The organism is Caenibacillus caldisaponilyticus (assembly GCF_002003465.1).
Lineage (GTDB): Bacteria > Bacillota > Bacilli > Bacillales > Sporolactobacillaceae > Caenibacillus > Caenibacillus caldisaponilyticus.
In genome coordinates this window covers 65,547-88,201 of the sequence record NZ_BDDQ01000009.1, presented here as the reverse complement: position 1 = coordinate 88,201, position 22,655 = coordinate 65,547, and the positions used below count along the sequence as shown (strand labels likewise).

The window sequence follows — 22,655 nt, the reverse complement described above, 5'->3', positions numbered from 1 at the left end:
GCTTGCCATTGCCCCGCGGAGATTTTCTCGTTGCCGTGCGATCGGTCCGATGCGCGCAACAAAGGATCGTTTTTCATTATGGGACCCTTCTCGGAAAAGCGGAAGGTCCAAGACAATGATATTGGCCTATTTCTGCGCCGCAAAAAACAAGCGTTCCGAAGTGTCCGTCGGCGGCCCGCATTGAAAATCGGCTTCGACACGAACATCCGTAAAACCGGCGCGCTTCAACGCATCGAGATACGTTTCTGCGGGATACGTCCGCTCGTAATGCGTCTCGTCAAACCTCCGGTAAAGCCCGGAAGGTTCCCGGACAAAAAAACTCAACTCATGGTATACGCTGTGCGGTTCGTCTCCCGGGAAACATTCCCAAATATAAGCGATATCGTCCTCGCCGGAACAAAAGGAGGCGTCGCGGAACACGCGGTCGATTTTATAAACGGAATGAACATCAAAAAGGAACAATCCGCCCGGCGACAAATGGCGATGCACCCGGCGGATGACGTCTTCCACTTCCTCGATGGAGGCCATGTAATTCAGAACGTCGCAAAAGGCGACGGCCACGTCGTAGGCGGCGCCGAGATCCAAGGCGCGCAAGTCTTGTTGGATAAGTGCGACGTTCGCATCGGCGCGGGAAATTTTTTCGTCGGCGACCGCGAGCATGTCTTCGGATTGATCCACACCGGTTACGTCCCAACCTTTTTCGGCCAAAAGCAAAGCGAGCGTCCCCGTCCCGCATCCCAAATCCAACACGCGCCGGCCGGTGACGCCAAATGTGTCGGTCATTCGGTTTAAATAATCCGCCCAGCGCTCATAGGGCGCCTCCCGCATCAATTCGTCGTAAACGGCGGCAAAATGCCGGTAAGCCGTGGCGTCAGCCATTTTCGCCTGCTTCTCCTACATAAGCTTCCATCGGTGCGTCGCCCCAAAGTTTTTCCAGTTGATAATAGTCACGATCATCTTTATGGAACACGTGAACGATGACATCGCCGAGATCGACGAGCACCCATCGCCCGTTTTCAAAGCCTTCCATCCGTTTGAGCGGGACGCCCGCTTCCTCGCAAGCGTCTTCAATCTCTCCGGCGATCGCTTGAACCTGTTTTTCCGAGTTGCCGTGGCAGATGACGAAGTAATCGGCCATGATCGAGATGCCTTTCATGTTCAAGATGACAATGTTGTGCGCCCTTTTGTCGTCCGCCGCGCGGGCGACGAAACGGGCCAATGCTTCACCCTTCAAAGCGATTTCCCCGTTCTTTGTTTCCAATCTTTCAATCGCCTCCCGGTTGTTTTAATCAAATCGTTGTATGCCAAAAGTGTGTCCGGATACACGTCGTGATATTGCTCGATCAGGAATCGGATCGTATTGGCGAGCGCCTGCGCGCAAGCCGCGTCCAAATCCGTCCGGGCGATGTCGCGCACTTCTTGAACGCCGGGAAAATCCCGTCCGGGTTCGATATAATCGGCTAAAAAGACGACTTTGTCCAATAAAGTCATGCCGCGCCGGCCCGTCGTATGGTAGCGGATCGCATCGAGCACCTCCGGGTCGTCAACCCCGAGGCGGTCGCGTACGTACAAAGCGCCGACCGGCGCGTGCCATAAGGAAGGATGGTAATTCAAGAGTTCATCGTCCAGTTCCGCATGGCTTCGGATCGTCTCGGCCATCTCTTCTTCCGGAAAATACTTAGCGATGTCGTGAAGGATCGCCGCGAGTTCGGCTTTGTCGCGGTCCGCCCCGAAGCGGTCCGCGAGCTCCAGCGCCGCCTGAACGACGCCTAGGGTATGTTGAAAACGGCGCTCGGGCAAAATGTTCTTCACTTTTTCCAATGCTTCCGCTTTATTCATACAAATCGTTCTCCTCAATATAAGTTTTCACGGCTTCCGGCAACAAATAACGCCACGGTTGGCGCAGGCGGATCCGCTCCCGGATCATGCTGGAGGAGATGGCGATCTCCGGCATGTCGACAAATTCGATGGCGACGCCGTCCGGCGGATGGGCGACAATACCGGGGCGATTCAGGCCGATAAATTGCACGCTCGCTTTGATCTCTTCAAAGCGGTGCCATTTCGGGAGATCGTTCACCATGTCCGCGCCGATAATAAAATGGAAATCATGCTGCGGATACCGTTCGCCGAGTTCCATCAAGGTATCGTATGTATAAGAACGCCCCTTCCTCTCCACTTCGACGAGCGACAACTTAAAGCGATCATTCCCTTGGATGGCAAGGCGGACCATTTCGATGCGATGGTGAACGGGCGTCGTCCGCCGCGTCGCTTTCCGTTCAAGATGCGGCGGTATATGGCTCGGCAAAAACCACACTTCGTCCAAGCCGCAGGCCGACATCGCTTCATCCGCCATGATCAAATGCCCGTGATGTGGGGGATCGAACGTTCCGCCGAGCAGGCCGATCTTCATCGGAAGAACCCTTTCTATTCCCGCGGCCATTCGATCCGCGGATGTTTTTCGGACCGTTTGTACAACGTGATCGTCGAGCCAAGCACTTGGACGAGTTCGGCGCCGGTCTTTTCCGCAAGGATCTGGCCGGCCATCTCGGGCTCTTCAATCGCGTTGCGGAGAACGTTGATTTTAATCAATTCCCGCGCTTCGAGCGCGTCTTGAATTTCCTTTATGAAAACATCGTGAATACCGGACTTGCCGATTTGAAAAATCGGTTTTAAATGATGGGCTTCTTTCCGCAAAAAGCGCTTCTGTTTTCCCGTTAACAATCGATACCCTCCCGCCCCGCTCGACGCAGGGGTTTTTTCAAGCGTTCCGGCGCCCTTTCCATCCGGCCGCCGGAAACCAAACTTTTTCAAACAAGTTCTGGACCCCGCCATCCGTCGGGAACCTGAAAGCGCGCCGTCATCAATCGGCCGCAAGGATTTGGGATAAATACGTCTCCATGCCCGCGGTGTCGGGGCGCCGTCCAAACCACCGCTCAAAGGCGAGCGCGCCTTGATGAATCAGCATCGGCAACCCGTTTACCACCCGCGCTCCCTTTTGACGGGCTTCCTTCATGAAGCGGGTTTCCAACGGGCGATAAATTAAATCGATGCAAGTTGCTTGATCCGAAATCCGCTCCAAAGAAAGCGGCGCCGCATCGATGTTCGGCGTCATCCCGACGGGTGTCGCATTGATGATCAAGCGGTAACCGTCAAGCCGCGCCGCCGCCCGCTCCAACGTATAAGCCGCGCTCGCCGTCGTTTTCGCGATGTCGTGCGCGAGCGCTTCCGCCTTTTCGAGGGTGCGGCCGGCGACATCGACCCGGCCGGCATGGCGGGCGAGCGAAAGCCCGACCGCCCGCGCCGCGCCGCCCGCTCCGAGGATCAGGACGTCCGCGCCGGCATACGGCACGTTTTTTTCCTTTAAGCTTTCAATAAAACCGAGCCCGTCGGTATTCGTGCCGAGCAAACGCCCATCCGTATGGATAACCGTGTTCACCGCACCGAGCGCGCGCGCTTCGTCATCGATCTCATCCAAGAGCGGCATGATGGCGACTTTGTGCGGGATCGTCACATTAAAGCCTTTGGCGCCAAGGGCGCGCAAGCCGTCGACCGCTTGTTTGAGATCATCGCGCTTGACGCGAAACGCCTGGTAATGATGGGACCAACCAAAATCCGCAAACCATTTCTGGTGCATGATCGGCGACAAACTGTGTTCGATGGGATCGCCGATGACGCCGAGCCATTCGCCCAAACGGCAGCCTCCTCTCATGTTATATAAGCAGCCGGATCGCCGTCAACCGATGATCGACGGCCGTTTAATAATATGGATGCCTTTTGGGGCATAAGCGCGCACGGTGGCTCCGACGCCTTTGACGGACACCCAGCCGAGACCGGAAAAGACGATGTCCGATTCCTCATCATCAATGGAAAAATCTTGGCGCACCAATTCCGGAAAATCCTCGGGATGATACGGCGGTGCGAGCAATTTCCCGACTTGTTCCTTGTAAAGCGCATCGGCATTTTCCCATTTCGTGCGGTGAATGTACAAATCGTTCGACGCGTAAACGACGAGCGAACGCCTGCCCGCCCCCATATAGTCGATGCGGGCGAGCCCGCCGAGAAAGATCGTCTGCCGTTCGTTCAATTGATAAACCTTCGGCCGGATCTCCTTTTTCGGCAAAATGATTTTTAACTCATCGTAAGTGACGGCGTGCGCCATTTGGTGGCGATTGATGACCCCTGGCGTGTCGTACAATACGCGGCCACCCGCAAGGGGAAGTTCGATGAAGTTAAGCGTCGTGCCCGGAAACGCCGAGGTCGTCACCTTCCGGTTGGATAAACCGTACAAGCTGATCAAACGATTGATAAACGTCGATTTTCCGACATTGGTGCAGCCGACGACGAAAACGTCTTTCCCTTGACGCCACTCGTCCATCCGTTCGGCGAGTTCGCGCACGCCGAACCCCTTTTCGGCGCTGATCAAGAGAACGTCGACGGGATGGATGCCGTATTCGTTCGCCATGCGCCGGAGCCAGCGCTTCAACTTGTCTTTGTTCGTCGATTTCGGGAGCACGTCGATTTTATTGCCAACGAGAAGGATGTCGTTTTTCCCCGCGAAGCGGCCGAGGCCGCTCACCCAGCTGCCGTTAAAATCAAAGATATCGACGAGATAAACGATCAAAGCGTCGCTTTCCCCGATGCGCTGAAGCAACCGGATGAAATCGTCATCCGTCGGTGCGATATCGGGCACTTCGTTATAATGCGTCAAGCGGAAGCAGCGCCGACAGACGACCGACTCCCGCTCAAGCGCTGACGGGGGCGCATAACCCGGCCGCGTTTCATCCTCCGTCTGGATCGGTATGCCGCAACCGGCACAAATGATCTGTTTCGACACGCTCAATCCTCCCAATGAATAAAGCCTTTTTTCCGCATGATCGAAAGCAAAAGCCGTTCGATTTTCCGATTAATCCGCGTCATCCAACCATCGGTGCTTTTCACGGGCACGACTAATATCGCCCGGGCACCGAGGCGTTTCGCGCCGTAGATGTCCGTGAGCAATTGATCGCCGATGACGACGACGTCTTCTTTCGCCAACCCCATTTGGCGAATCGCCCGTTTAAAAGCCCGTCTCATCGGCTTGCGCGCTCTCGAAACATAAGGAATGTTCAATGGTTCGCAAAAAGCGCGGACGCGGCTTTCATTATTATTGGATACGACGGTGATGGCAATGCCCGCCGCCCGCATGCGTTCAAACCATTCGATGAGCCGCGGCGGCGCCGACGGTTCGTCCCATGCGACCAGCGTGTTGTCCAAATCCGTGATGATTCCTTTAATATTGTTGGCCCGCAGTTCTTCGGCCGCGACGTCCAAAACGCTTTTCACGTGTTGATCCGGAAAAAACTTTTTTAACATCGTCACACCTCAATAGTATTTTCCCATAAAGACCAGGGTTTTACCAAGCCGCACACCCTCTCGGACGCGGCACCGTCCGAGAGGGAAACGCCTTTCACAGGACGCGCGGGAAGGGAAATAGCGAAAGCGGCGGAGACGGCACTCCAATGCCGGCGCCGCCCGCGTCCCCCTTTTTCATACAAATCATCATACTATGTATAAAAAACGTTGTCATGCGCAAAATAATTCGACATTTTATGACTTGCCCCGCGATTGTGGATAACTTTATGCACATTTTCCACATTATCCAACACTAGAATCCAGGGGGTTATAAACACATTGCCCACATGTTATCCACCGCGTGGATGTGGATAATGGGCCGGTTGTTCACGCCGATTAATCATGATAAATTTTTGATAGACAAGTTGTCAACGGTATGAGAATTGTGAGGAGGTGGGCCCGACAAGGGGCAATCATGGACAAGCTCTCCGATGAACTTCTCATCGAATCCTACTTCAAAGCGAAAGAGCTTCGACTCGGCAAGGAATTCATCCGCTTGATCGAACAGGAAATTCAGAAGCGTTCGCTCACCCGTTTTTTGGAACAAGTATAACCCTTAGATCGACGAGCCGATTTGCTCGTTTATTTTTTTTCGTTTTGACCGACGCCGGCGCTCATCTCCTTCTTCCATTCTCATTGCCGCCGCCCGACACCTATCGTTTCAAGAAGTTGTTAAATTGTACGGATGATTGAATTTCATGTAAAATAAAGAAAGATTGACGAAACGGCGCAACAGCAATAAAAAAGCGGTTTGAGCCTTCAGCCGCCGCCGGGGCCTCGATCCTTCCATAATTCATGCGCGCGCCCGTATCACCGGCGAACGGATGCGGAAATGCCGAGGCACCCACTGAGGTACCGCACCGTCCCTCGATTGGGATCACGGCAACATTTTCAACCGAGTTTTGCGCGGCTAGATTAGGAGTGACCGTCAACGATGTCTTTTTATTTGTCCATCGCCCTCTTTCTTCTTACCTATGCCATCATCATCACCGAAAAAATCAATCGCGCGGTCATGGCGCTCATCGGTGCGGTTTTGGCCGTCCTTTTGGGCCTTATCGATATCGAAACCGCCTTCCACAAATATATCGATTGGGGTACGATCACCCTCCTCGTCGGAATGATGATCCTCGTCGGCGTGACGAACAAAACCGGCGTTTTCCAATACGCCGCCGTGCATTCGGCCAAATGGGTCAAGGGCCGGCCGGTTCACATCCTGATCGTTTTGTCCGCCCTCACCGGCCTCGGATCGGCTTTTTTGGACAACGTGACGACGGTTTTGCTCATCGCCCCGGTGACGTTATCGATCACCCGCATTCTCGGCGTCAATCCCGTACCTTTTTTAATTTCGGAAGTGCTTTTTTCAAACATCGGCGGCACCGCCACCCTGATCGGCGATCCGCCGAACATCATGCTCGGCCAAGCCGTCAAGCACTTGACGTTTAACGCCTTCTTATTAAACTTGACGCCGGTCATCCTTCTCATCGGCGCGGTGACGTTATGGATTTTTTATTACATGTTCAGAGGCCAGATGCACGTGCCCGAGGAAAAACGAAAGGCGCTGATGGCGTTAAATGAAAAAGCATACTTAAAAGACCCCAAGCTGCTGAAAAAATCATTGGTTGTGATGGCGCTGACGATTTTGGGCTTCCTGCTTCACCCCGTCATCCATGTCGACAATGCGGTCGTCGCGATTTCCGGCGCCACACTGTTAATGCTGATCGGCGTTAAACACGATGAAGTCGAAGAAGTCTTGTGGACTGTCGAGTGGGAGACGATTTTCTTTTTCTGCGGCTTGTTCACCGTCATCGGCGCGTTGGACCACGCCGGCGTCATCAAGGCGTTGGCGCAGCTTGCCCTCGATCTTACGCACGGCAACATCGCGCTGACCGCGCTCCTCATCCTGTGGGTGTCCGGTTTGGCTTCCGCGACGATTGACAACATTCCATATGTCGCCACGATGATTCCCCTCATTGAGAAAATGGTCGAAGGCATGGGCTACAGCATCCATTCGCCGCACGTCGACGCGCTCTGGTGGTCGCTAGCGCTCGGCGCCTGCCTCGGCGGCAATGCCACCGTCATCGGCGCGAGCGCCAACGTCGTCGTCAGCGGCATCGCCCGACGGCATGGCCACGGCTTCTCCTACATGGAATTTTTGAAAATCGGCGCACCATTGACGTTCGTCGCTTTGGTCATCTCAACGATTTATATCTTCTTCCGCTATTTGCTTTTTCTGTAATCCCCTGCGCGCGGTTCCGTTAACGGAGCCGCGCCTTTTTCATCCCTTTCAGTGCCTCCGATGGCGGGATGAACGGCATTCGCTTTCTTAAACATGGGAAACTGGAAACGATCCGGGACATCGGCCGCCTTTGGCGTCGCTTTCATCTCGAGGTTGGCGGCGACGGGCGTCGGATGGTCGCCGGCCAATCATCCTGTCCTGATGATTAAGGCCAAGGCTTTGCCGGCTTCAAAACCTCAGCCCCCGTATGTTTTACATACTGATTTCGGCGTCCGCCTTCATGTCGAACGGACGGCGGTTTAGCAAATTCCATCCGGGAAGATCCTGCGAACGCCTCGCCCGGACAGACACGGGACGGACCGCCGCCTCATAATCTTAGTATCAGGCAAAAGAGCCCAACATGACGGAGGTGGGAATGTGCTTTCTCTGCTCGGGAGCTTGGCTTATTTGTTTAAGGATTTTTGGCTGTTTGTCTCGTATGTAAAAAACAACGCTTTCCCACAACCGCTTCCGGAAGAGGAAGAACGCGAATGCCTGGAGCGGATGGCTCAAGGAGATAAAGAGGCCCGCAACAAGCTGATCGAACATAACTTGCGCCTCGTGGCCCACATCGTAAAAAAATTCGAGAACACAAAGGAAGACAACGAAGATCTCATCTCCATCGGCACGATCGGCTTGATCAAAGCGATCGAAAGCTATTCCACGGGTAAAGGGACAAAACTCGCGACCTACGCCGCGCGGTGCATTGAAAACGAGAATCTAAAGTCATTAGCGGTGCACTAAAATGTATAAATATCAATACGGTCCTCATAAACCCGGATTTCGCGGACGACGTGACGGATCAGTTCTTGTTTGTCATCGAAGGTGAGTTCCGCTTTTCCCTTCTGCAAATAGTACTCAACGGCTTCGCGCAGGAGGTTTGGACGATACCGGGTTGGTTTTCTGCTTTGAAGGGACCGTTTGAGTTCCTGCCACTGTTTAGTCAGCTCTGCTTCTTTTTCTTTTAATTCCTGCAGCGATTGCCGCACTTCGTCTTCGGAGAGATCCACCCCTTGCGCAAACAGCTTCAGCAGCCGCTTGCGCCCCTCTTTGGCCTTCGTGATTTCCGACTCTAGTCGCGCCATTTCCGCCTCTTCCAAGGCCGGCTTTTCTGCTTGCTCCCTTTCACTCGCGGCCGCGATCGCCTCCGGCTGATTGAGCCAGCGGACGACCGATTCCCATATTTCCCGTTCAAGATCCGCTGCCTTGATTCTTCGTCCGCAGCCGCGATGTTTGGCCCCGGCGTAATTTTTGTAATCGGCGTACTCAAACACATAGGTATTCCAATTTTTGGCGCGCGGCCGGTCATCGTATTGCCGCAATTTCCGCACCGGACGAGCCCGCTCAAGAGATACGGATGTTTGGATGTTTTCGCCCACCTGCGCCGCGATGCTTGTAAAAGGGTTTGGGCCCGTTCGAAGGTTTCCTTGTCCACAATGGCCGGGCACGGCACAGGGATCCATTCTTCACGCGGCCTTTCTTTCATCGAAATCCGTTCTTCCGGCGCGCGGAATTTGTTGCCGAGCATTCCCTCGGTATTCCATCGATTTTGGTAAAATTCACCGATATAAGCCCGGTTCATGAGGAGCTGTCGGACGACCTGGCGATGCCAGACGCTCGCGCCGCGCTTCGTTGGAATTTTCTTTTTCGTTAAATAGTGCGCGATGCCGTTGATGCCGCGGACAAGATCGTTAGGCTGAGTGAACAAAGCAAAAATGAGCTTCACGACCTGCGCTTCTTGCTCATTGATGATGAACCGGCCTTTTTCTTTATCATAGTCATAGCCGTAGATGCGGTAATCCCGGACGACTTTGCCTTGCCGGGCTTTTTCACGGCGGCCGCGGCTCATCCTCTCGTTGATTTTGGCCTTCTCAAATTCGGCGATCGCGCCGCGCATGGAGTAGAACAGTTGACCTTCCGGCGTTTTAGCATATGCGCCGTTTACAAAAACCAATTCGACGCCGCGCCGTTCCAATTCATCCGTGATGATCAACTGATTCATCAATTTGCGGGAAAGCCGGTCCGGGTCCAGACAAATGACTTTTTGTATGAGTCCGTCGCGAACATCGCGGCGAAGCCGGGACAGGGCCGGCCGATCCAAAAATTCGCCGGAAATGCCTTCGTCGACATATTCAATGACTTCGTCCGTCCCCGCTTTCTTCCGGCATTCGGCCACTTGATCTTGTAGGCTGAACCCTTTCTTGGCCTGCTCTTCCGTGCTGACCCGGGCATATATTCCGATCATTCTCCAACTTCTCCCTCCGATATTTCTCCATGAGATAAGCATAGCTGGAGAAACGGACTTTATCGGCAAAGTCCCCTTCGATGATGCGAATAGGCACCACGCATCCCCCCACACCAAAAGGTATGCGGGTTCCGCTTGTCAGCTTTCTTCACGGACATCGTCCAATTTTCTTATTGCAAATCGGTTTTGAACGATCTTTTTGTCTCTCTTCGTTGAACCATAAACTGTCCTGATAGCCGTTTCGTTTCATCCGCGGACTCAACACGATCGTTCAAGAAAATTCGGACTGAGTCTGCCGTTTGAACCACAAAATTGCGCGAAGATTTTGGGCCGTTGCTGTCACCCTGCTGTTTGCAGGCCACTTTCATTAACCCCATTCCCATTAGCCGCCATGTATACAATGCGTATTTCATCTTTAAAGCGATGCCGTCAGGAACTGCGTTTTGCGAAGCGAGCCAACCGATTTCTCTGCAGAATGGATAAAAAAATCACAGGTCAATACCTGTGATGGGAACACAGAAAAACGGCTTAAAGCCCACTTTTCCAACAGACGAGCAAGTCATGGAACCCTCTCGCTTCGGCTGAGATAGGTGGCGAGCGCCATTCAGCATACTTTCATAAAACGCCAATTTTAGCCACTGCGATTGCACCATCTCGTTTGCTTCAGAAAAGCGCCGTGCTCTTTTAATAGCTCAGGACACCAATCCTCGCGAAGTTGACCGAAGACCTTCGGAGAACCACAAAATTACTCCTTCATGTGACGCATCATGAACACTTGCTCGAATTGCCGAGTAAATCCCACCTCCACGAGCGCGCGCATCAGCACCTCGTCGGAAGTGGAAAGATTGACGGTGTACCGCCGGCAATCCAAGTCTAGCGATGCGTAGACTTCCCGAAGCAACCGGCGAATCGCACCAGGTTTGTCCGGGGCGTCCGGGTGCGCTGCGCACTGATGCAAAGCGATGGCCGTGATTTCTCCCCGTTCATTCACAACGTGCTTGTACAGCGCATAGGCGATGGGGGAACCGGCGCTATCGAACAGGATCACTGAACCTCCGCCGGATACGCTTTGCCACTGGTTCTGCCACGGTACGAACGCCCGATAGAAGGGAAGGCGCGCCACCTCATGCGGCAACCCCTTCACCACGGTATAGCCTGGCAAATCGGCGGCGCCAAACACATCCTCCGATAACGGTCCCGTCCGGCTCAAGAACGCCACGCGGTCGACGATGCGGTAACCAAACCGTTCATACAACGCAATGGCCGGAGTGTTGTCGGCAATCGCTTCCAGAAAGGCGATGTCGATGTCATGCGCCTGATAAACGTCCAGGCAGGCTTCCATCAAACGTCGTCCAATCCCGCTTCGCCGATATTCCGGCACGACCCCGGTGCCTCCGTTCCAAGCGATTCGTTTGCCCTCAGTGGTGCGAACACCGCTCAGAATAAACCCGACCGGGCGTTCGTTCATCCATGCCGCCACGGATGTCTCGGGAGATAGACCTTCCTGTGCAAAGCGCGACATGTAGCGGTCCATCGTGAGCGTCATGTCGGCAAAATACCCTTGAAAGCCTTCGTTCCACGCGGTCAAAGCCTGTTGAAACGTGCATTCCGACAAGTTGGTGATCGTTACCATCCCGTTCCCTCCACTAGTGATTTGTAAAATGGTTCACGGAAATTCTTTCCCCGACGAGACGCATGGATCGAAATACCGAATCCATGCGCATCTTCATGGCCAGGACACGGCTTGAAACCGGCCCGCCCTACGCGGAAATGAAGTCGCTCACACCCTTGATGACCATATAATAAACCAACCTATCAGTCTTTTATACTGTAATCTATAACTTGTTTCAGTGTCTAGATGGATTCGCAGTACGATGTAACCTCCGCGTGGTGGCGAAGCGGCCACCAATCCCCCTCTAAAGCCTTTGGCAACGGATCACATTCCTGAACGGGCGTTCCCGTACATTTGAGCTTTCAGTGCTCAATCCCTTACGACGTACGGCATTCATCTTAAATAGGCTACATCGTTTGTTATTGTAAATACACCTCAAAAACTAAAAATGGCATCGCTAACACGAGCGTTGCCGTCAGTATTGGAAATTTTTCCGTCCGGTCTGTTCTCTGTTCTCGTCTTTTCAGAACTAGGATCTCAGAGATTGGGAGAATTGACCATCTTAATATGTCGGATATTCCAGTACCTTGGTTTTTGATCTGCAGTGATTAGCTCGGCCATGTGGTTTTGGATGCTTTTAAGTAACCCGACCTTTTCAGGATTGTTTCCCAAGTCAAAGACAACCATTTTTCCTTCCATTTTTTTAAGTAGTTCTTCAAAAGTACGGGGCATCTTGAGTGCCGAAGGAGTTACCGCTAACGTGTCTTTGCTGAGTGTGTACGGTGTCTGATTTTCCGGGTACGGAATTAACCATTTGAGATGGAACAAGGGAATCCATAACGTTTTGTGAACAGGAGAAAAAAAGACAAAGTAATCAGTTAACACATTTGTGATATAACCGTGGATCGCTTGATTGCCTGATACGTAAATTTTTACAAACATTCCCTTTGATTCATTTAATATTTTCCTGTAGGACAAGTCATTTTCTACATCCGTTCGTTCAAAAGCCGATCCCGATATGACGGATACATTCGAGACGAGCCTGATATTCTGAAGATGGACGGAAGGGATGTACACATAGTTCAACCCGTCATAGATGACGACCACATCCTGCCCGAAATCGATCAAGACTCCCACACGCTCGATATTACCTGAGATCTCTAGTTTCACAGTTTTGCCGAGCATCGTGTCCAAGTAGTTCATTGTGAGTCATACCTCCCTTTCAAAATGATCAAAACACGAAATACGTTGTCCAAACATACAATGACAACAAACTAAGGGCTAAACTTACGGGAATTACGAATAACGTGACTCTCAAGTACTTCCCCCAATTCATAGGAATCTTGTACTGTCTTAATGTGTAAAACCAAAGCAGAGTGGCCAATGTGCCCATTGGCAGTATCAAGGAACCGATATCGGCTCCAATCACATTAGCCAGATAGGCGACTTGCATGGTCTGAAGGCTTAATCCCATCTCCTTGATGGAAAACGTCCCGATCATGATAGAAGGAAGGTTGTTGCAAACATTCGACAAGACCGTTAGCAACATTCCTGTGATAAAGATAGCGTAAAAAGGATCCTTGGCTACCGCACCACCGAGCTCGTCAACGATTACTGCTGTCAACCCCACGTTATGCAGGCCGTAAATAATCACATACATACTGAAAGCGAACAATAAGATATGCCACGGACTTTTTTTCAAAATATCCTTTGCACCGATCTTTTTCTTATACCATCTGATCATGATTAATAAAATCGCTCCTATTATGGCAGGCCATTCAGTCGGGATGCCAAACGGAGCGAGTGCAAAGAAACTGATACGCGTGAGTACGACGACACCGATACAGATACGAAACATCTTCCAGTCAATGTTCTCTTGTCCTAATGTTTTCGCAGCCAAAGGATGTGACAACTTTTTTGTTGGATATTCAGACAACAGATTGTTTAGATCCTTTGGCTTTGAGTGATTTTGGAAGGTAATCGGGATGTCTTTTTTGAAATAGACATAAAGTAATACTGCGATACAAGCAATACCGACCATCGATGGGACAAACATCATGGTAGCATAGGCGTTTAGATCCAATCCGACAATCTTTAGAGCGATTAAATTGGCCAGATTGCTGACGCCAATTGGCGCGCTTGCAGCTGTGGCGACCAACGCTCCCGAAATAAGATACGGAACTTGTTGGGCCGGTTTTAATCGCAGTAAAGACAGCGTTTGAATGATGATAGGGGTAGTAATGAGGATACTGCCGTCATTGTTAAAGAAAAGGGTCATTAAAAAACAAAGCAGGATTATATACCAAAACAGCAACACGCCAGATCCTCTGGACTTTAATGCCAAATTGATAGCCGCCCATCGAAAGAAGCCAATGCTTTCTAACACGATGGACATCACAATTGTGGAAAGAATTGTGATAGATGCACCGCTTACCGTTTCAAAGATAGTCAGCACATCTTTAAAGGGAACAATCCCAAGCAATAAAATGCAGGCTGCCGCAATAGATGTTGGAATGGACTCATTGATGCCGAACGGTCTCCATATGATAAAAAAAACAGTCAGGGCGAAGATCGTCACCATCAAGAATTCCGTTATATTACTCATTGGTATTCGCCATACTTTTAATGGATTTCTTCATAAAATGATGTTGAAGAAAAGCAGGATCGATCGGCTTAACGTTTGGCTGGATTTGGGGATGAAGATCAAGAACAGGCTTTTGTTTGACAGTCTCTCCCGTATTCTCCGCTGAATGCAAAGCATTGGGAGGCCTTAAAAACTTATACAGTAAAAATCCGCTTGTTAGTAATACCAAGAAAATAGAAATCACGGGATTGCCCTCCCTTCATAATTACCTTCTAATCATTCCGCGACGTATTGGCACTGCTAACCAAACTTTCCCAAGGGACTATTTTTACCAGAATCGAATTTTCTTGTTTATCCATCATTTTTTCCTCACGGTATACCTGAAAAGGATGACACCAATACTTAATTTGTTTTGCTGGAATGATCATTTTCCACCGCTTTCATTGGGAAGAAGTGGTCTGTGGCGTCTATTATTAAGCTTTGGAAGATTATTCTTTGACATTATCCTTTTATTAATCGGAGTCATGTTTTAAGTTTACGGCCATTTGCTGTACAACTGGCGGATTGTTCTGAACGGGGGAATAAGTGAGAGGTACTCTAACGATTGTTCAGGCAACTCGTCACGGATGCTACTCACCGGTCAAGAGTACAAAGTGATCTTTGACTGCTGACACCCTTCCTTCGCGTGATTTTTTCCGGAACATTGAATACGAGCCATTTTATTTATAAGCCATTTAAAGGAATGCGGATCGGTGAATTTTGCATTGATTTTTTCTCCAATTAGTGCGGATGGACATGTCTACCATGAAAACGACAAATCGATGCTTTCGTCTTGAACAATTCATTTTTTATGTGGACCGTGTTTATCTTTTCCATGGGTGTTGTGCCTTTTCATCTAATCTTCGTCTTTTATCTAAGGAGTCCTTAGGCTTATTTATTCTGTGCCGCGTTTTTTCCCGTGCCCATATTTAATCTTGATTTTCTCGGTTAGGTTGTGCCTTTTCCCGATAGCCTTTTTGTTTTCGTGGTTCTTTTCTTTCCCCGGGATTAATAGACCACCTCCAAATTGTCTTGCTAATTCAATGTATGATGCCCAGTAAGACTGCGTATAAGCTGGTGACGTAATAGAACTGACCATTTTAACGAAAACACTCGCCAAGATTTCGGTCATGTTCGGCTTGGCATCATCGTTCTTCGTTCAATACGCTATCGTGTTTTTTTGATAAGAAAAAGGACTTTCCCAAGTCATCGTCGATGACTTTTGGGAAAGCCCTTTAACAAGCGGATTTGGACGTGCGTGGCATTATTGCGATCGGCCCCCGCGCGACTCGTCAGGGATCGCGGCGCCACCGCCTCTGATGGATAACATTCGTTTTACAGTTCCGCCAACACGTTTTCGAGCTGTTTAGCCATGCTCTGCCAACCATATTTCGCTCCATTGAATGCTTGCTCCGAACTGATGTCGGTTTGATCGAGATGCACATGAGTAGTTCCATCCTCATCCTGTTTCAAAGTCCAAGTAACCTTATTGCTTTCCCCAAGGCTTACCCATGTGTACGATAACCGATGAGGCTCGTCCACTTCGAGGACTTCGCAATCTATAATGCCATTCCACCCTTTTGTCGGCTTCATCCGAAACTGAAATTTATGTCCAACGACCGGTTTAAAATCATTCTCCATTATCCATTTCGAGAGAGTATTCGAATCCGTTAAAGCGAACCACACCTTCTCGATCGGACTCTTAAAGTGAAAATCCAGTGAAACTGTTTTCATTTTTTGTTCCTCCTGCAGTAAATGATTTAAAACGATCATTCTTTCTTTCCAGAATTTCTCGTAATAAGATACCCAATCTTGAATTTGCCTCAACGGAGCGGCATTCAGCCGATACAGCGTTTCCCTGCCGACTCTTCGGGCGGTGACGAGACCGGCATCTTTGAGGACTGCCAAATGCTTGGAAACCGCCGTACGCCCCATATCAAAATGAGCCGTTAACTCATGGAGGGGCAGCTCATCCGCATCCGCCAAGAGACGAAGCAGCTTGCGCCGTGTTGGATCGGCAACGGCGTGATAAATATCTCGCATTTGACTTTTCTCGGTCAAAATCACCCTCCTCCTAATCTCGGCTAAAAGGACACCGATTGGTGTCTATATCATAGGACACCAATCGGTGTCATGTCAAGTTCATCCGACCTATCAAGTGTTGGCGATGTTGGATAAGGCAGTTAATAGGATTTTCCTATATAACGACCTTCATTCAGAGGAGTTGCGCCGAGAAATTAATGGAAAGTCTGAACGTCGTTATAACTGCAACAAATCGTATTCCCTTCTTGCGTCAACGTTTTCTACCTTTTTTCGCCCTGTCGTCACAGGCTTATGGAAAATAAATGCTTTCAACAGAAAAACCTCCGAGAGCGGCATGGGCCACACCGCTCTCGGAGGTTGGGTAGTGTTCGGAACAACCCAATGGATCAGTACGCCAGCGCCAATGAGCCCATCGGATCCCAAGGTTGCAATTCGATCGGCTTTTGTTGCAACGCCGTTTGCAGATGCTCCGGCAAATCATTCTTTTTAACGACGACTTGATAGACAAATTGGTCGAACCAGGCGTCACTCATGACGAAAAACCCGCGGTTGCCGATATCCTTGCCCCAGCTGTTCTCCACTTTCCAGCGATTCGGCTTGCCGTCGACTAAATTGACTCCCGTAAACACCATCGCGTGCGTCATGAGGCTGTCGCCATATTCGAGACGTTCCGCCTTGGTCAAATGAAACGGAACGCCAAGCGCGGTCGCATAGTCGAACAGCGCCGTATCCATAATTCCGGTCTCGCGGTCCATCATTTTGCCCACATCACAACCGAACCATACGGGCTCCTCGTTTTGCAGCTGTTTGATCGCAAGCGCCTTCAGTACATCCACTTCGACGTTCAGATAAAGGACATCCTTTCCGCCTTTGACATTACCGAGATATTTGACCGTGTAAGTCCGATAAAACGGCTTGTCGGACGTTGGCGCGTTGATGAGACTCACGTACTCGTGTAAATCAACGTTCACGTATTTTTGGTAGAATTCTTGCGGCGTCAAATCGGGATCCCTGTGAAACTTTTGAGCTTTATCGCGGTACTCAAAATCAAAACGGACAGGCGGTTCGCCGAGGCAAAGGCAAAGGATGCGATAAATTTCCTGCAACATGGCGGCTTTCTGTTCGCGCAGCTCGGCTTCCGAGCGCTTGTATTTGTGATATTGCGCCCTTAATTTGGCCGCATCTTCGCGCAATTTTGCCGTCAACAATTGGTTCATCGCGCGCGATTGGCTGCTTTGGAACGTTTCCGGCATGACATATTTTGGAACCAAACCGTATTTTTCGACGAGATTGACGAACATATCCCACTGTCCGCCGTCATTGACGGGCGCCATCAGCAACCAGGCGACAAGGCGGCTGTCCGTCTCCTCATCCAGCGTCTCCAAGATGTTCTCCAGAAAATAATTGGATTTTTCAAACTTATCCCAGAACATGAGATAGTTCTGGGAGAACTCAAACGATTCCAAATCACAATGGCGCATGACGTGTTGGCGCAGCGTGTTTAAGGCGGCAAACAACCAGCACCGCCCGCTCTGTTTTTGATTCGTGATCTCGCCGGTTTTAATTTCGTGCGAAAACGTATACTGCATGGCGACCGGAACATCTTGGTTCATGGCGACCGCTTGAACGCCGTTTTTCTTGATCGCGTTCATCAAGATCCGATTCATCGGGTCGCCGCGAAAATCTTTGGAGAAGCGCTCAATCATTTCTTGTGAGATGATATGTTTTTTCCCCAATTCTACAGTCATGGCTTCGCTTCCTCTCTATAAGATGGCATGCGATTTTCTATTTGGTGATCGATTGTTAAATATATTCGATAACTTCGTTTTCTTCTCCTTCCTTTGTGAAAATGAAAATGCATCCGATCCGTCTTCGTGATGAACGACGAAACCGAAAAAACCATGTCATTAAGGGATTTTTTGCGTTTCAAAAAGGCGCTTGCGACTTCAACGCATTCGTTTTTTAACTTAAGGAAGGAATTTGCAGCTCGAATACGCAGACAGGGGGCTCGTCGACAAGCAGGGAGGGGAACGAACCGTTTCTTAGGTATTCCCTTTATAGGGCCGGCGGTAAAACTCGTTATAAAGCTTCATGAGCGCGCGTTTTTCAATGCGGGAAACATAACTCCGGGAAATGTTTAATTTTTTGGCGATTTCGCGTTGGGTCAGTTCCTTGCGATTATCCAGTCCAAAGCGGGCGATGATGACTTCCTTTTCGCGATCATCCAAAATGTGTAAGTAATGGTAGATCTTTTTCTTTTCCATGTTTAAGGAAATTTCATCGACGACATCTTCGTTTTTGGACTTCAAGACGTCGATGAGGCTGATTTCGTTTCCTTCTTTGTCCTGGCCGATCGGATCGTTCAGCGAGACGTCTTTGCGGGTTTTCTTCAAGCTTCTTAAATGCATGAGGATTTCCATTCTAATGTCAACAGTTGTGCTGATAAATGGGAGCACAATCCGTGCTCCCATTTTAGTCAGCTTTTCCTTCCGCTTTCCGCAATACCTCTCCAGCCACAACGACCTCTGTACCTGCTAGCCCCACAGAGAAAAATAATGTAATGTCGTTCAGCGAGCGTCGCCCTGGCTGTTTCCCTGTGACGATGTCCGACAACTCGGCTATTCTGCCCGCTCGTGACTCCCGTACGGCTATGTGTGGCTTCGGGTATGCTCGGAGCTGCTCCAGGGAATCCGTCACCAATACACTGCTTCGCTCAATCAGTTCGATCGGGATTTCGTGTGCATTTTCAGACTTTGGCCCGATGGTGTTGATATGAGCCCCATCTTTGACCCATTCGGAGTAAAATACCGGAACTGGACTGTTTGTTGCACAAAGGATAACGTCGGCTCCATCCACACACTCCTGAGCGGAGTCCACGGCTCGAATTTCCTTGCCAATGCTTCGATTCATCTCTTTGACAAAGCGCTGGCGGCGATCCGGGTCTCGACTGTACACCTTGATCGTCTTGAAGTCACGAACAGCAAGGGCAGCCATAAGCTGCGCACGTGCTTGATGACCTGTTCCCAAGACGGCCAATGACTCTGCATCGGGCCTTGCCATGTGTTTCACAGCAACCCCGCCGATTGCACCGGTCCGTACCATCCCGATCGCCTGACCGATGACAATCCCTCTCAATGCCCCGGTTTCTGAGCTGAACACGGCGACGATTTGATTGTGATCCGAATCGTTTCCAGGGAATGTATCGTACACTCGGAAGCCGATCAGTTTCTCCGAGCCTGTGGCGGCGCCAGCTGTGAAGACGAGAGACCCGCGGTCTACCTCCACTCGAAATCTCGGCGGTGCGACGAGCGTTCCTTCTTCTTTCTCAAACAGAGCATCCTCGATTTTCCGTATGGCTTCGTCCATAGATAGCAATTCTTGCACGTCGTGGTCCGTTAAAACCCGATATGCGACCACATAATCATCCCTTTCACGCCCTTATATCTTGCATGGATTTCATTTGATAACAAATTATAAAATATAGTTTTAAAAATTTCAAAGATTGATTTGTAGCTAAAATTTCAATAACATTTCTTACTAAAGAATGGGTTCCATTGGTGTCGATAACAAGGAGGAACCAGCTTGCCGGAAAGCTTCGCATTATTTTGTTGAAGCGGCGAAGGAAGACTGCGGTAACGACGTCATCCCTCAAACGGGCATCACGGTTTGACGCTCCCGATGCTCATCAGGCGTCGCGTAGAATGAACGAGCGGGTATGGGAGTTTAATAGAGAACTTTTGAGTCTAATTGAGGAGATGGATTGGCCTTCAGCCGGCTTGTTTTATGCCTTTAATCTATTAACCGAACCGGGTTCAATGATGTTTATCATTGAGCGATAGGTCTTCTCGGAGAAAGTATCCCGTCCTTTGAAATGCCCCCGCGCATTTGAAACGCACATCCTCAGCCGCCCGTACGGTCCATGCCATCCGTTGTCTTTTGTTCCCTTATTAGTTTTTTCGCCAAGTAAGGACACAATTTCGTCACCAATCATGAATATTGTAACTGAGAACTTTTTTTGACACGCGGATTCACGTCATCAAGAAAAAGATGGAGCGACTGGATGAAAGGAACCGTATCGCATGGCTCGACGGGTCCTTATTAAGGACGTGTCGGCATCCGGTTTTGTCCACGTCTGTCCCTCCTTTTTGCCTTTTCACCGAAGGGAATCCGTTATCCCCGCAAAAACATTGATGGTAAATCGGGACTTCCGACCTGCGCCGATTGGTGCATGTTCATCGCCGCATCCAGGTGTAAAATCTCACTAAAAGAAATCCTTAAAGGGTTGGGATCGGCATGTTTTTTCTTATGCAATGGCTTTGTTTGATCGCGATCGGATGCGGCATGTATATGATTCTCGAAGTTTCGGGCGATCAAAGACAGGATGAGCGGACGATAAGAAAAGAAGTCACCGTCATTGCAGCGCTCGCTCTCATTGCCGTTCCTGCCTGTGTGCTCATCGCGCTCTTCCATTGGCGATAATGGTTAGAACAAACATGCCAGAACGTCTTATCCGAACTTGACATCACAAAATCATTGCCGTTTATCCGATATGGCGGGAGGTTGATCCACATGAACCAAGACCGATTCATAGAACTCATATCCGAAAAAATGAAGCTCATTCGAATTGAAAAAGGCTTGACCCAAGATGAAGTCGCCGAGCAGCTCGGGATCTCCAAAAAAACGCTCATTCAAATTGAAAAGGGCAGAAAGAAAGCCAGCTGGACGGTCGCTGTCGCCTTCTCCACCATCTATCGCGACAGCCAACTGCTCAACGATTTGCTCGGGGACGATCCCCTCATAATCATTGATTTATTGATTCGGGGCAGCCACGTCGCCTTACAAAAGAACATTGAGAATGAGCGAAAATGGTGGCAAGACGTCAAAAAGGCCGGTCCTTACGTTTTACAAGAAAACATCGTCGCCGGCCATTACCGCGTTATCGATCAGCATTCGCAAAGGCGGTACAACGCGCTCTCTGAAGAAGATGCCGAACGGTTTCTCGCGTCCGTCGCAAGCGAAAAAACAGCGGAATCGTGAGGCCATCGCGCGAAGAAGACGCCGTTCTTTGATTCGCCCTGGACAAATCATAAATGGGTCGCTTGATCCGCGGCTTGCCCAGCCTCTGACCGTTTTGAGCGTCCCGAGCGAAAACGGCCGGGCCATCAAAATGGCGCTCTCTCTTTGCGCGAGCGCCCTTCTTGTGCCGGTCCAATCGCCGAGGGTTGACGATAAATACCGGGCGAATGAACACGGATTCCGGAAGTGACGGCGCGCACCGATCACCGAGGAAGCGCTCGGCGATCGGCCAACCAACAAAAAACGAAACCGGAACCCTTTATTCCCGGCGCTTGAATGTTTTGACGTTCCGCCTCTTTCCGCGCGCCGCGCCCTTCCTTTCTTTATAAAAGAGATACACTGTCAACAGCCGGTTTGCCAAGGACCCATGCAACGCCAAACGGCCCCATAGACGCGCGGGCCAGCCGTCCGCCGAAAGCACGATGCGCTTTTTCTGAATGCGCACCAGCTTACCGATCAAATCCGGTAAGCGGACCGGTTTATCTGCCGTTAAACGGGCGTCGCCGCGGAACATGAGGATCGTGTCATCGAGGAGATGGAAAATATTTGAAAGTCGATGAGCGTGAAGCACGCCGTCTTCCGATTCAAACAAATAGATGTCTCCCTTTTTGATCCGTTCCGGATCAATCGGGCCGAAAACACAGCGATCTCCTTCGCGGATGAGAGGAAACATGCTCACACCGTTGGAGGGGATTTCAACGCTCCCTTTCTCAGCGATGACGCGCCTGAGCAGGCTCCCAAAACTTTTCGCCTCATCCCCGATGGAAGCCTCCGCCGCGGCCTTCGTCCGATTGGGATGAAGAGTGCGGGTGGTTTCATGGCCGTATCGCCCTGTCTTCGGTGCTTGACCGTCTCCGGATATCCCTCCGTACCGGTCGCTGTCTAGCAGTCGCTTTCGTCCGTCCCATTGCCGGTCAGCCGATCCGCGGCGCCATGAAAACGAAAGCCCAACCGGTCTCACCCGATTATAGAACCGAAAACGTGCGTGACTCATGGACGAGCCCCTCCGCTTTTCCGAGATGCCATAAAGTTCCATGACCGCTCCCGCCGATGAAGCATCTGTGCATTCTTCCTATCATTCCGCGATTCAAAATTCCCCGCCTCCCACCTTCGTGACAAGGCGCCACACGACAAGCGATAAACGCAACATAAAGAACCCGCCTCCCTAAAGCCTCGCTTGGTTATAATTGCTAAAAACATGCGGTCATCAGTGGACAAAAAGAACGACGGCAACGATCATTTCATCTTTTTATTTTATGTTCATTATATAGAACACCACCGTTTCTGTAAAACTATTTTTTACGAATTTTCGGTAACTATACACCCCCGAAACATTTCCGATCCGCCGAAAGTAATCACATCTTCAGCACCTGCCGACTGACGGGACGAG

At 50.5% G+C, this 22,655-nt stretch carries 20 protein-coding genes and 4 pseudogenes; 5 read left to right on the top strand and 19 right to left on the bottom strand.

The features are described 5' to 3' along the window. Positions 1-126 precede the first annotated feature (126 nt). The 8 genes from CCB157_RS04205 to CCB157_RS04170 all read right to left on the bottom strand — a co-directional run bounded on the left by CCB157_RS04205 (position 127) and on the right by CCB157_RS04170 (position 5,352). A complete protein-coding gene (locus CCB157_RS04205; RefSeq protein WP_077614675.1) occupies positions 127-879 on the bottom strand; it encodes a class I SAM-dependent DNA methyltransferase in 753 nt (250 codons plus the stop codon). Continuing rightward, the gene (gene rsfS, locus CCB157_RS04200; RefSeq protein ID WP_077614688.1) at positions 872-1,234 is read right to left on the bottom strand and encodes a ribosome silencing factor; all 363 of its coding nucleotides are present in this window, start codon (positions 1,232-1,234) and stop codon (positions 872-874) included. The genes CCB157_RS04205 and rsfS overlap by 8 nt, the downstream gene beginning before the upstream one ends. Further along, positions 1,231-1,839 (bottom strand): bis(5'-nucleosyl)-tetraphosphatase (symmetrical) YqeK, encoded by a 609-nt coding sequence (yqeK, locus tag CCB157_RS04195; RefSeq protein ID WP_077614674.1) that lies wholly within the window; start codon positions 1,837-1,839, stop codon positions 1,231-1,233. The genes rsfS and yqeK overlap by 4 nt, the downstream gene beginning before the upstream one ends. Continuing rightward, positions 1,832-2,410, bottom strand: a complete 579-nt coding sequence (locus CCB157_RS04190; RefSeq protein ID WP_077614673.1) for a nicotinate-nucleotide adenylyltransferase — start codon at positions 2,408-2,410, stop codon at positions 1,832-1,834. Before CCB157_RS04190 ends, yqeK begins: the two co-directional genes overlap by 8 nt. A gap of 14 nt (positions 2,411-2,424) precedes the next feature. Then, on the bottom strand, positions 2,425-2,721 hold the full coding sequence (gene yhbY, locus CCB157_RS04185; protein WP_077614687.1) for a ribosome assembly RNA-binding protein YhbY: 297 nt from the start codon (positions 2,719-2,721) through the stop codon (positions 2,425-2,427). A 139-nt stretch (positions 2,722-2,860) separates the two neighbouring features. Next, positions 2,861-3,691 (bottom strand): shikimate dehydrogenase, encoded by an 831-nt coding sequence (gene aroE, locus CCB157_RS04180; RefSeq protein WP_077614672.1) that lies wholly within the window; start codon positions 3,689-3,691, stop codon positions 2,861-2,863. Positions 3,692-3,733: 42 nt separating this feature from the next. Then, positions 3,734-4,834: a ribosome biogenesis GTPase YqeH gene (gene yqeH, locus CCB157_RS04175; RefSeq protein WP_077614671.1), complete on the bottom strand. Its 1,101-nt coding sequence runs from the start codon at positions 4,832-4,834 to the stop codon at positions 3,734-3,736. A 2-nt stretch (positions 4,835-4,836) separates the two neighbouring features. After that, on the bottom strand, positions 4,837-5,352 hold the full coding sequence (locus tag CCB157_RS04170; protein WP_077614670.1) for a YqeG family HAD IIIA-type phosphatase: 516 nt from the start codon (positions 5,350-5,352) through the stop codon (positions 4,837-4,839). A gap of 454 nt (positions 5,353-5,806) precedes the next feature. Between CCB157_RS04170 and CCB157_RS04165 the strand changes: the two genes are divergently transcribed. The 3 genes and pseudogenes from CCB157_RS04165 to CCB157_RS04145 form a co-directional block, all read left to right on the top strand. Next, on the top strand, positions 5,807-5,944 hold the full coding sequence (locus tag CCB157_RS04165) for a sporulation histidine kinase inhibitor Sda (protein ID WP_077614669.1): 138 nt from the start codon (positions 5,807-5,809) through the stop codon (positions 5,942-5,944). A 381-nt stretch (positions 5,945-6,325) separates the two neighbouring features. Beyond that, positions 6,326-7,627, top strand: a complete 1,302-nt coding sequence (locus CCB157_RS04155) for an ArsB/NhaD family transporter (RefSeq protein ID WP_077614667.1) — start codon at positions 6,326-6,328, stop codon at positions 7,625-7,627. Positions 7,628-8,044: 417 nt separating this feature from the next. Beyond that, positions 8,045-8,404, top strand: a pseudogene (locus CCB157_RS04145) (sigma-70 family RNA polymerase sigma factor); the annotation flags it as partial. A gap of 2 nt (positions 8,405-8,406) precedes the next feature. On the opposite strand, the pseudogene CCB157_RS04140 reads toward CCB157_RS04145, so the two are convergent. The 10 genes and pseudogenes from CCB157_RS04140 to CCB157_RS04090 all read right to left on the bottom strand — a co-directional run bounded on the left by CCB157_RS04140 (position 8,407) and on the right by CCB157_RS04090 (position 19,555). Then, positions 8,407-9,911: pseudogene (locus CCB157_RS04140) on the bottom strand (recombinase family protein). A 745-nt stretch (positions 9,912-10,656) separates the two neighbouring features. After that, positions 10,657-11,544, bottom strand: a complete 888-nt coding sequence (locus CCB157_RS04130) for a GNAT family N-acetyltransferase (RefSeq protein WP_077614663.1) — start codon at positions 11,542-11,544, stop codon at positions 10,657-10,659. Positions 11,545-12,060: 516 nt separating this feature from the next. After that, positions 12,061-12,726: a YwrJ family protein gene (locus tag CCB157_RS04125; RefSeq protein ID WP_077614662.1), complete on the bottom strand. Its 666-nt coding sequence runs from the start codon at positions 12,724-12,726 to the stop codon at positions 12,061-12,063. A 28-nt stretch (positions 12,727-12,754) separates the two neighbouring features. Then, complete coding sequence (locus CCB157_RS04120) at positions 12,755-14,128, bottom strand: arsenic transporter (protein ID WP_077614661.1); 1,374 nt, start codon at positions 14,126-14,128, stop codon at positions 12,755-12,757. Then, positions 14,121-14,351, bottom strand: a complete 231-nt coding sequence (locus tag CCB157_RS04115; protein WP_077614660.1) for a hypothetical protein — start codon at positions 14,349-14,351, stop codon at positions 14,121-14,123. The genes CCB157_RS04120 and CCB157_RS04115 overlap by 8 nt, the downstream gene beginning before the upstream one ends. A gap of 1,130 nt (positions 14,352-15,481) precedes the next feature. After that, entirely contained in the window at positions 15,482-15,880 is a 399-nt protein-coding gene (locus tag CCB157_RS17950) for an SRPBCC family protein (protein WP_238594588.1), read from the bottom strand. 93 nt (positions 15,881-15,973) lie between these two features. Then, a pseudogene (locus CCB157_RS17945) lies at positions 15,974-16,189 on the bottom strand (ArsR/SmtB family transcription factor); the annotation flags it as partial. Positions 16,190-16,575: 386 nt separating this feature from the next. Then, positions 16,576-17,937 carry a C1 family peptidase gene (locus tag CCB157_RS04100; protein WP_077614658.1) on the bottom strand — a complete coding sequence of 454 codons (1,362 nt, stop codon included), beginning with the start codon at positions 17,935-17,937 and terminating at the stop codon, positions 16,576-16,578. 294 nt (positions 17,938-18,231) lie between these two features. Further along, positions 18,232-18,702, bottom strand: a pseudogene (locus tag CCB157_RS04095) (sigma-70 family RNA polymerase sigma factor); the annotation flags it as partial. Beyond that, positions 18,662-19,555, bottom strand: coding sequence for an ornithine cyclodeaminase family protein (locus CCB157_RS04090; RefSeq protein WP_143286920.1), 894 nt, complete (start codon positions 19,553-19,555; stop codon positions 18,662-18,664). The pseudogene CCB157_RS04095 and the gene CCB157_RS04090, both read right to left, overlap by 41 nt. Positions 19,556-20,482: 927 nt before the next feature. On the opposite strand from CCB157_RS04090, the gene CCB157_RS04080 reads away from it, so the two are divergent. After that, positions 20,483-20,668 carry a hypothetical protein gene (locus CCB157_RS04080; protein ID WP_077614654.1) on the top strand — a complete coding sequence of 62 codons (186 nt, stop codon included), beginning with the start codon at positions 20,483-20,485 and terminating at the stop codon, positions 20,666-20,668. A gap of 90 nt (positions 20,669-20,758) precedes the next feature. Next, positions 20,759-21,226 (top strand): helix-turn-helix transcriptional regulator, encoded by a 468-nt coding sequence (locus CCB157_RS04075; RefSeq protein WP_077614653.1) that lies wholly within the window; start codon positions 20,759-20,761, stop codon positions 21,224-21,226. A 298-nt stretch (positions 21,227-21,524) separates the two neighbouring features. Here CCB157_RS04075 and CCB157_RS04065 read toward each other — a convergent pair whose 3' ends face one another. Then, positions 21,525-22,259 (bottom strand): S24/S26 family peptidase, encoded by a 735-nt coding sequence (locus CCB157_RS04065; RefSeq protein WP_143286917.1) that lies wholly within the window; start codon positions 22,257-22,259, stop codon positions 21,525-21,527. Between the last annotated feature and the right edge of the window lie 396 nt (positions 22,260-22,655).

Bases quoted from the DNA above. Each gene is read 5' to 3' on its own strand.
- CCB157_RS04075 (WP_077614653.1), top strand. From the start codon at position 20,759: ATGAACCAAGACCGATTCATAGAACTCATATCCGAAAAAATGAAGCTC.
- CCB157_RS04100 (WP_077614658.1), bottom strand. From the start codon at position 17,937: ATGACTGTAGAATTGGGGAAAAAACATATCATCTCACAAGAAATGATT.
- CCB157_RS04120 (WP_077614661.1), bottom strand. From the start codon at position 14,128: ATGAGTAATATAACGGAATTCTTGATGGTGACGATCTTCGCCCTGACT.
- yqeK (WP_077614674.1), bottom strand. From the start codon at position 1,839: ATGAATAAAGCGGAAGCATTGGAAAAAGTGAAGAACATTTTGCCCGAG.
- CCB157_RS04165 (WP_077614669.1), top strand. From the start codon at position 5,807: ATGGACAAGCTCTCCGATGAACTTCTCATCGAATCCTACTTCAAAGCG.
- CCB157_RS04065 (WP_143286917.1), bottom strand. From the start codon at position 22,259: ATGAGTCACGCACGTTTTCGGTTCTATAATCGGGTGAGACCGGTTGGG.
- CCB157_RS04125 (WP_077614662.1), bottom strand. From the start codon at position 12,726: ATGAACTACTTGGACACGATGCTCGGCAAAACTGTGAAACTAGAGATC.
- CCB157_RS04080 (WP_077614654.1), top strand. From the start codon at position 20,483: ATGTTTTTTCTTATGCAATGGCTTTGTTTGATCGCGATCGGATGCGGC.
- CCB157_RS04090 (WP_143286920.1), bottom strand. From the start codon at position 19,555: ATGGACGAAGCCATACGGAAAATCGAGGATGCTCTGTTTGAGAAAGAA.
- CCB157_RS04205 (WP_077614675.1), bottom strand. From the start codon at position 879: ATGGCTGACGCCACGGCTTACCGGCATTTTGCCGCCGTTTACGACGAA.
- CCB157_RS04155 (WP_077614667.1), top strand. From the start codon at position 6,326: ATGTCTTTTTATTTGTCCATCGCCCTCTTTCTTCTTACCTATGCCATC.
- CCB157_RS17950 (WP_238594588.1), bottom strand. From the start codon at position 15,880: ATGAAAACAGTTTCACTGGATTTTCACTTTAAGAGTCCGATCGAGAAG.
- CCB157_RS04170 (WP_077614670.1), bottom strand. From the start codon at position 5,352: ATGTTAAAAAAGTTTTTTCCGGATCAACACGTGAAAAGCGTTTTGGAC.
- CCB157_RS04190 (WP_077614673.1), bottom strand. From the start codon at position 2,410: ATGAAGATCGGCCTGCTCGGCGGAACGTTCGATCCCCCACATCACGGG.
- CCB157_RS04130 (WP_077614663.1), bottom strand. From the start codon at position 11,544: ATGGTAACGATCACCAACTTGTCGGAATGCACGTTTCAACAGGCTTTG.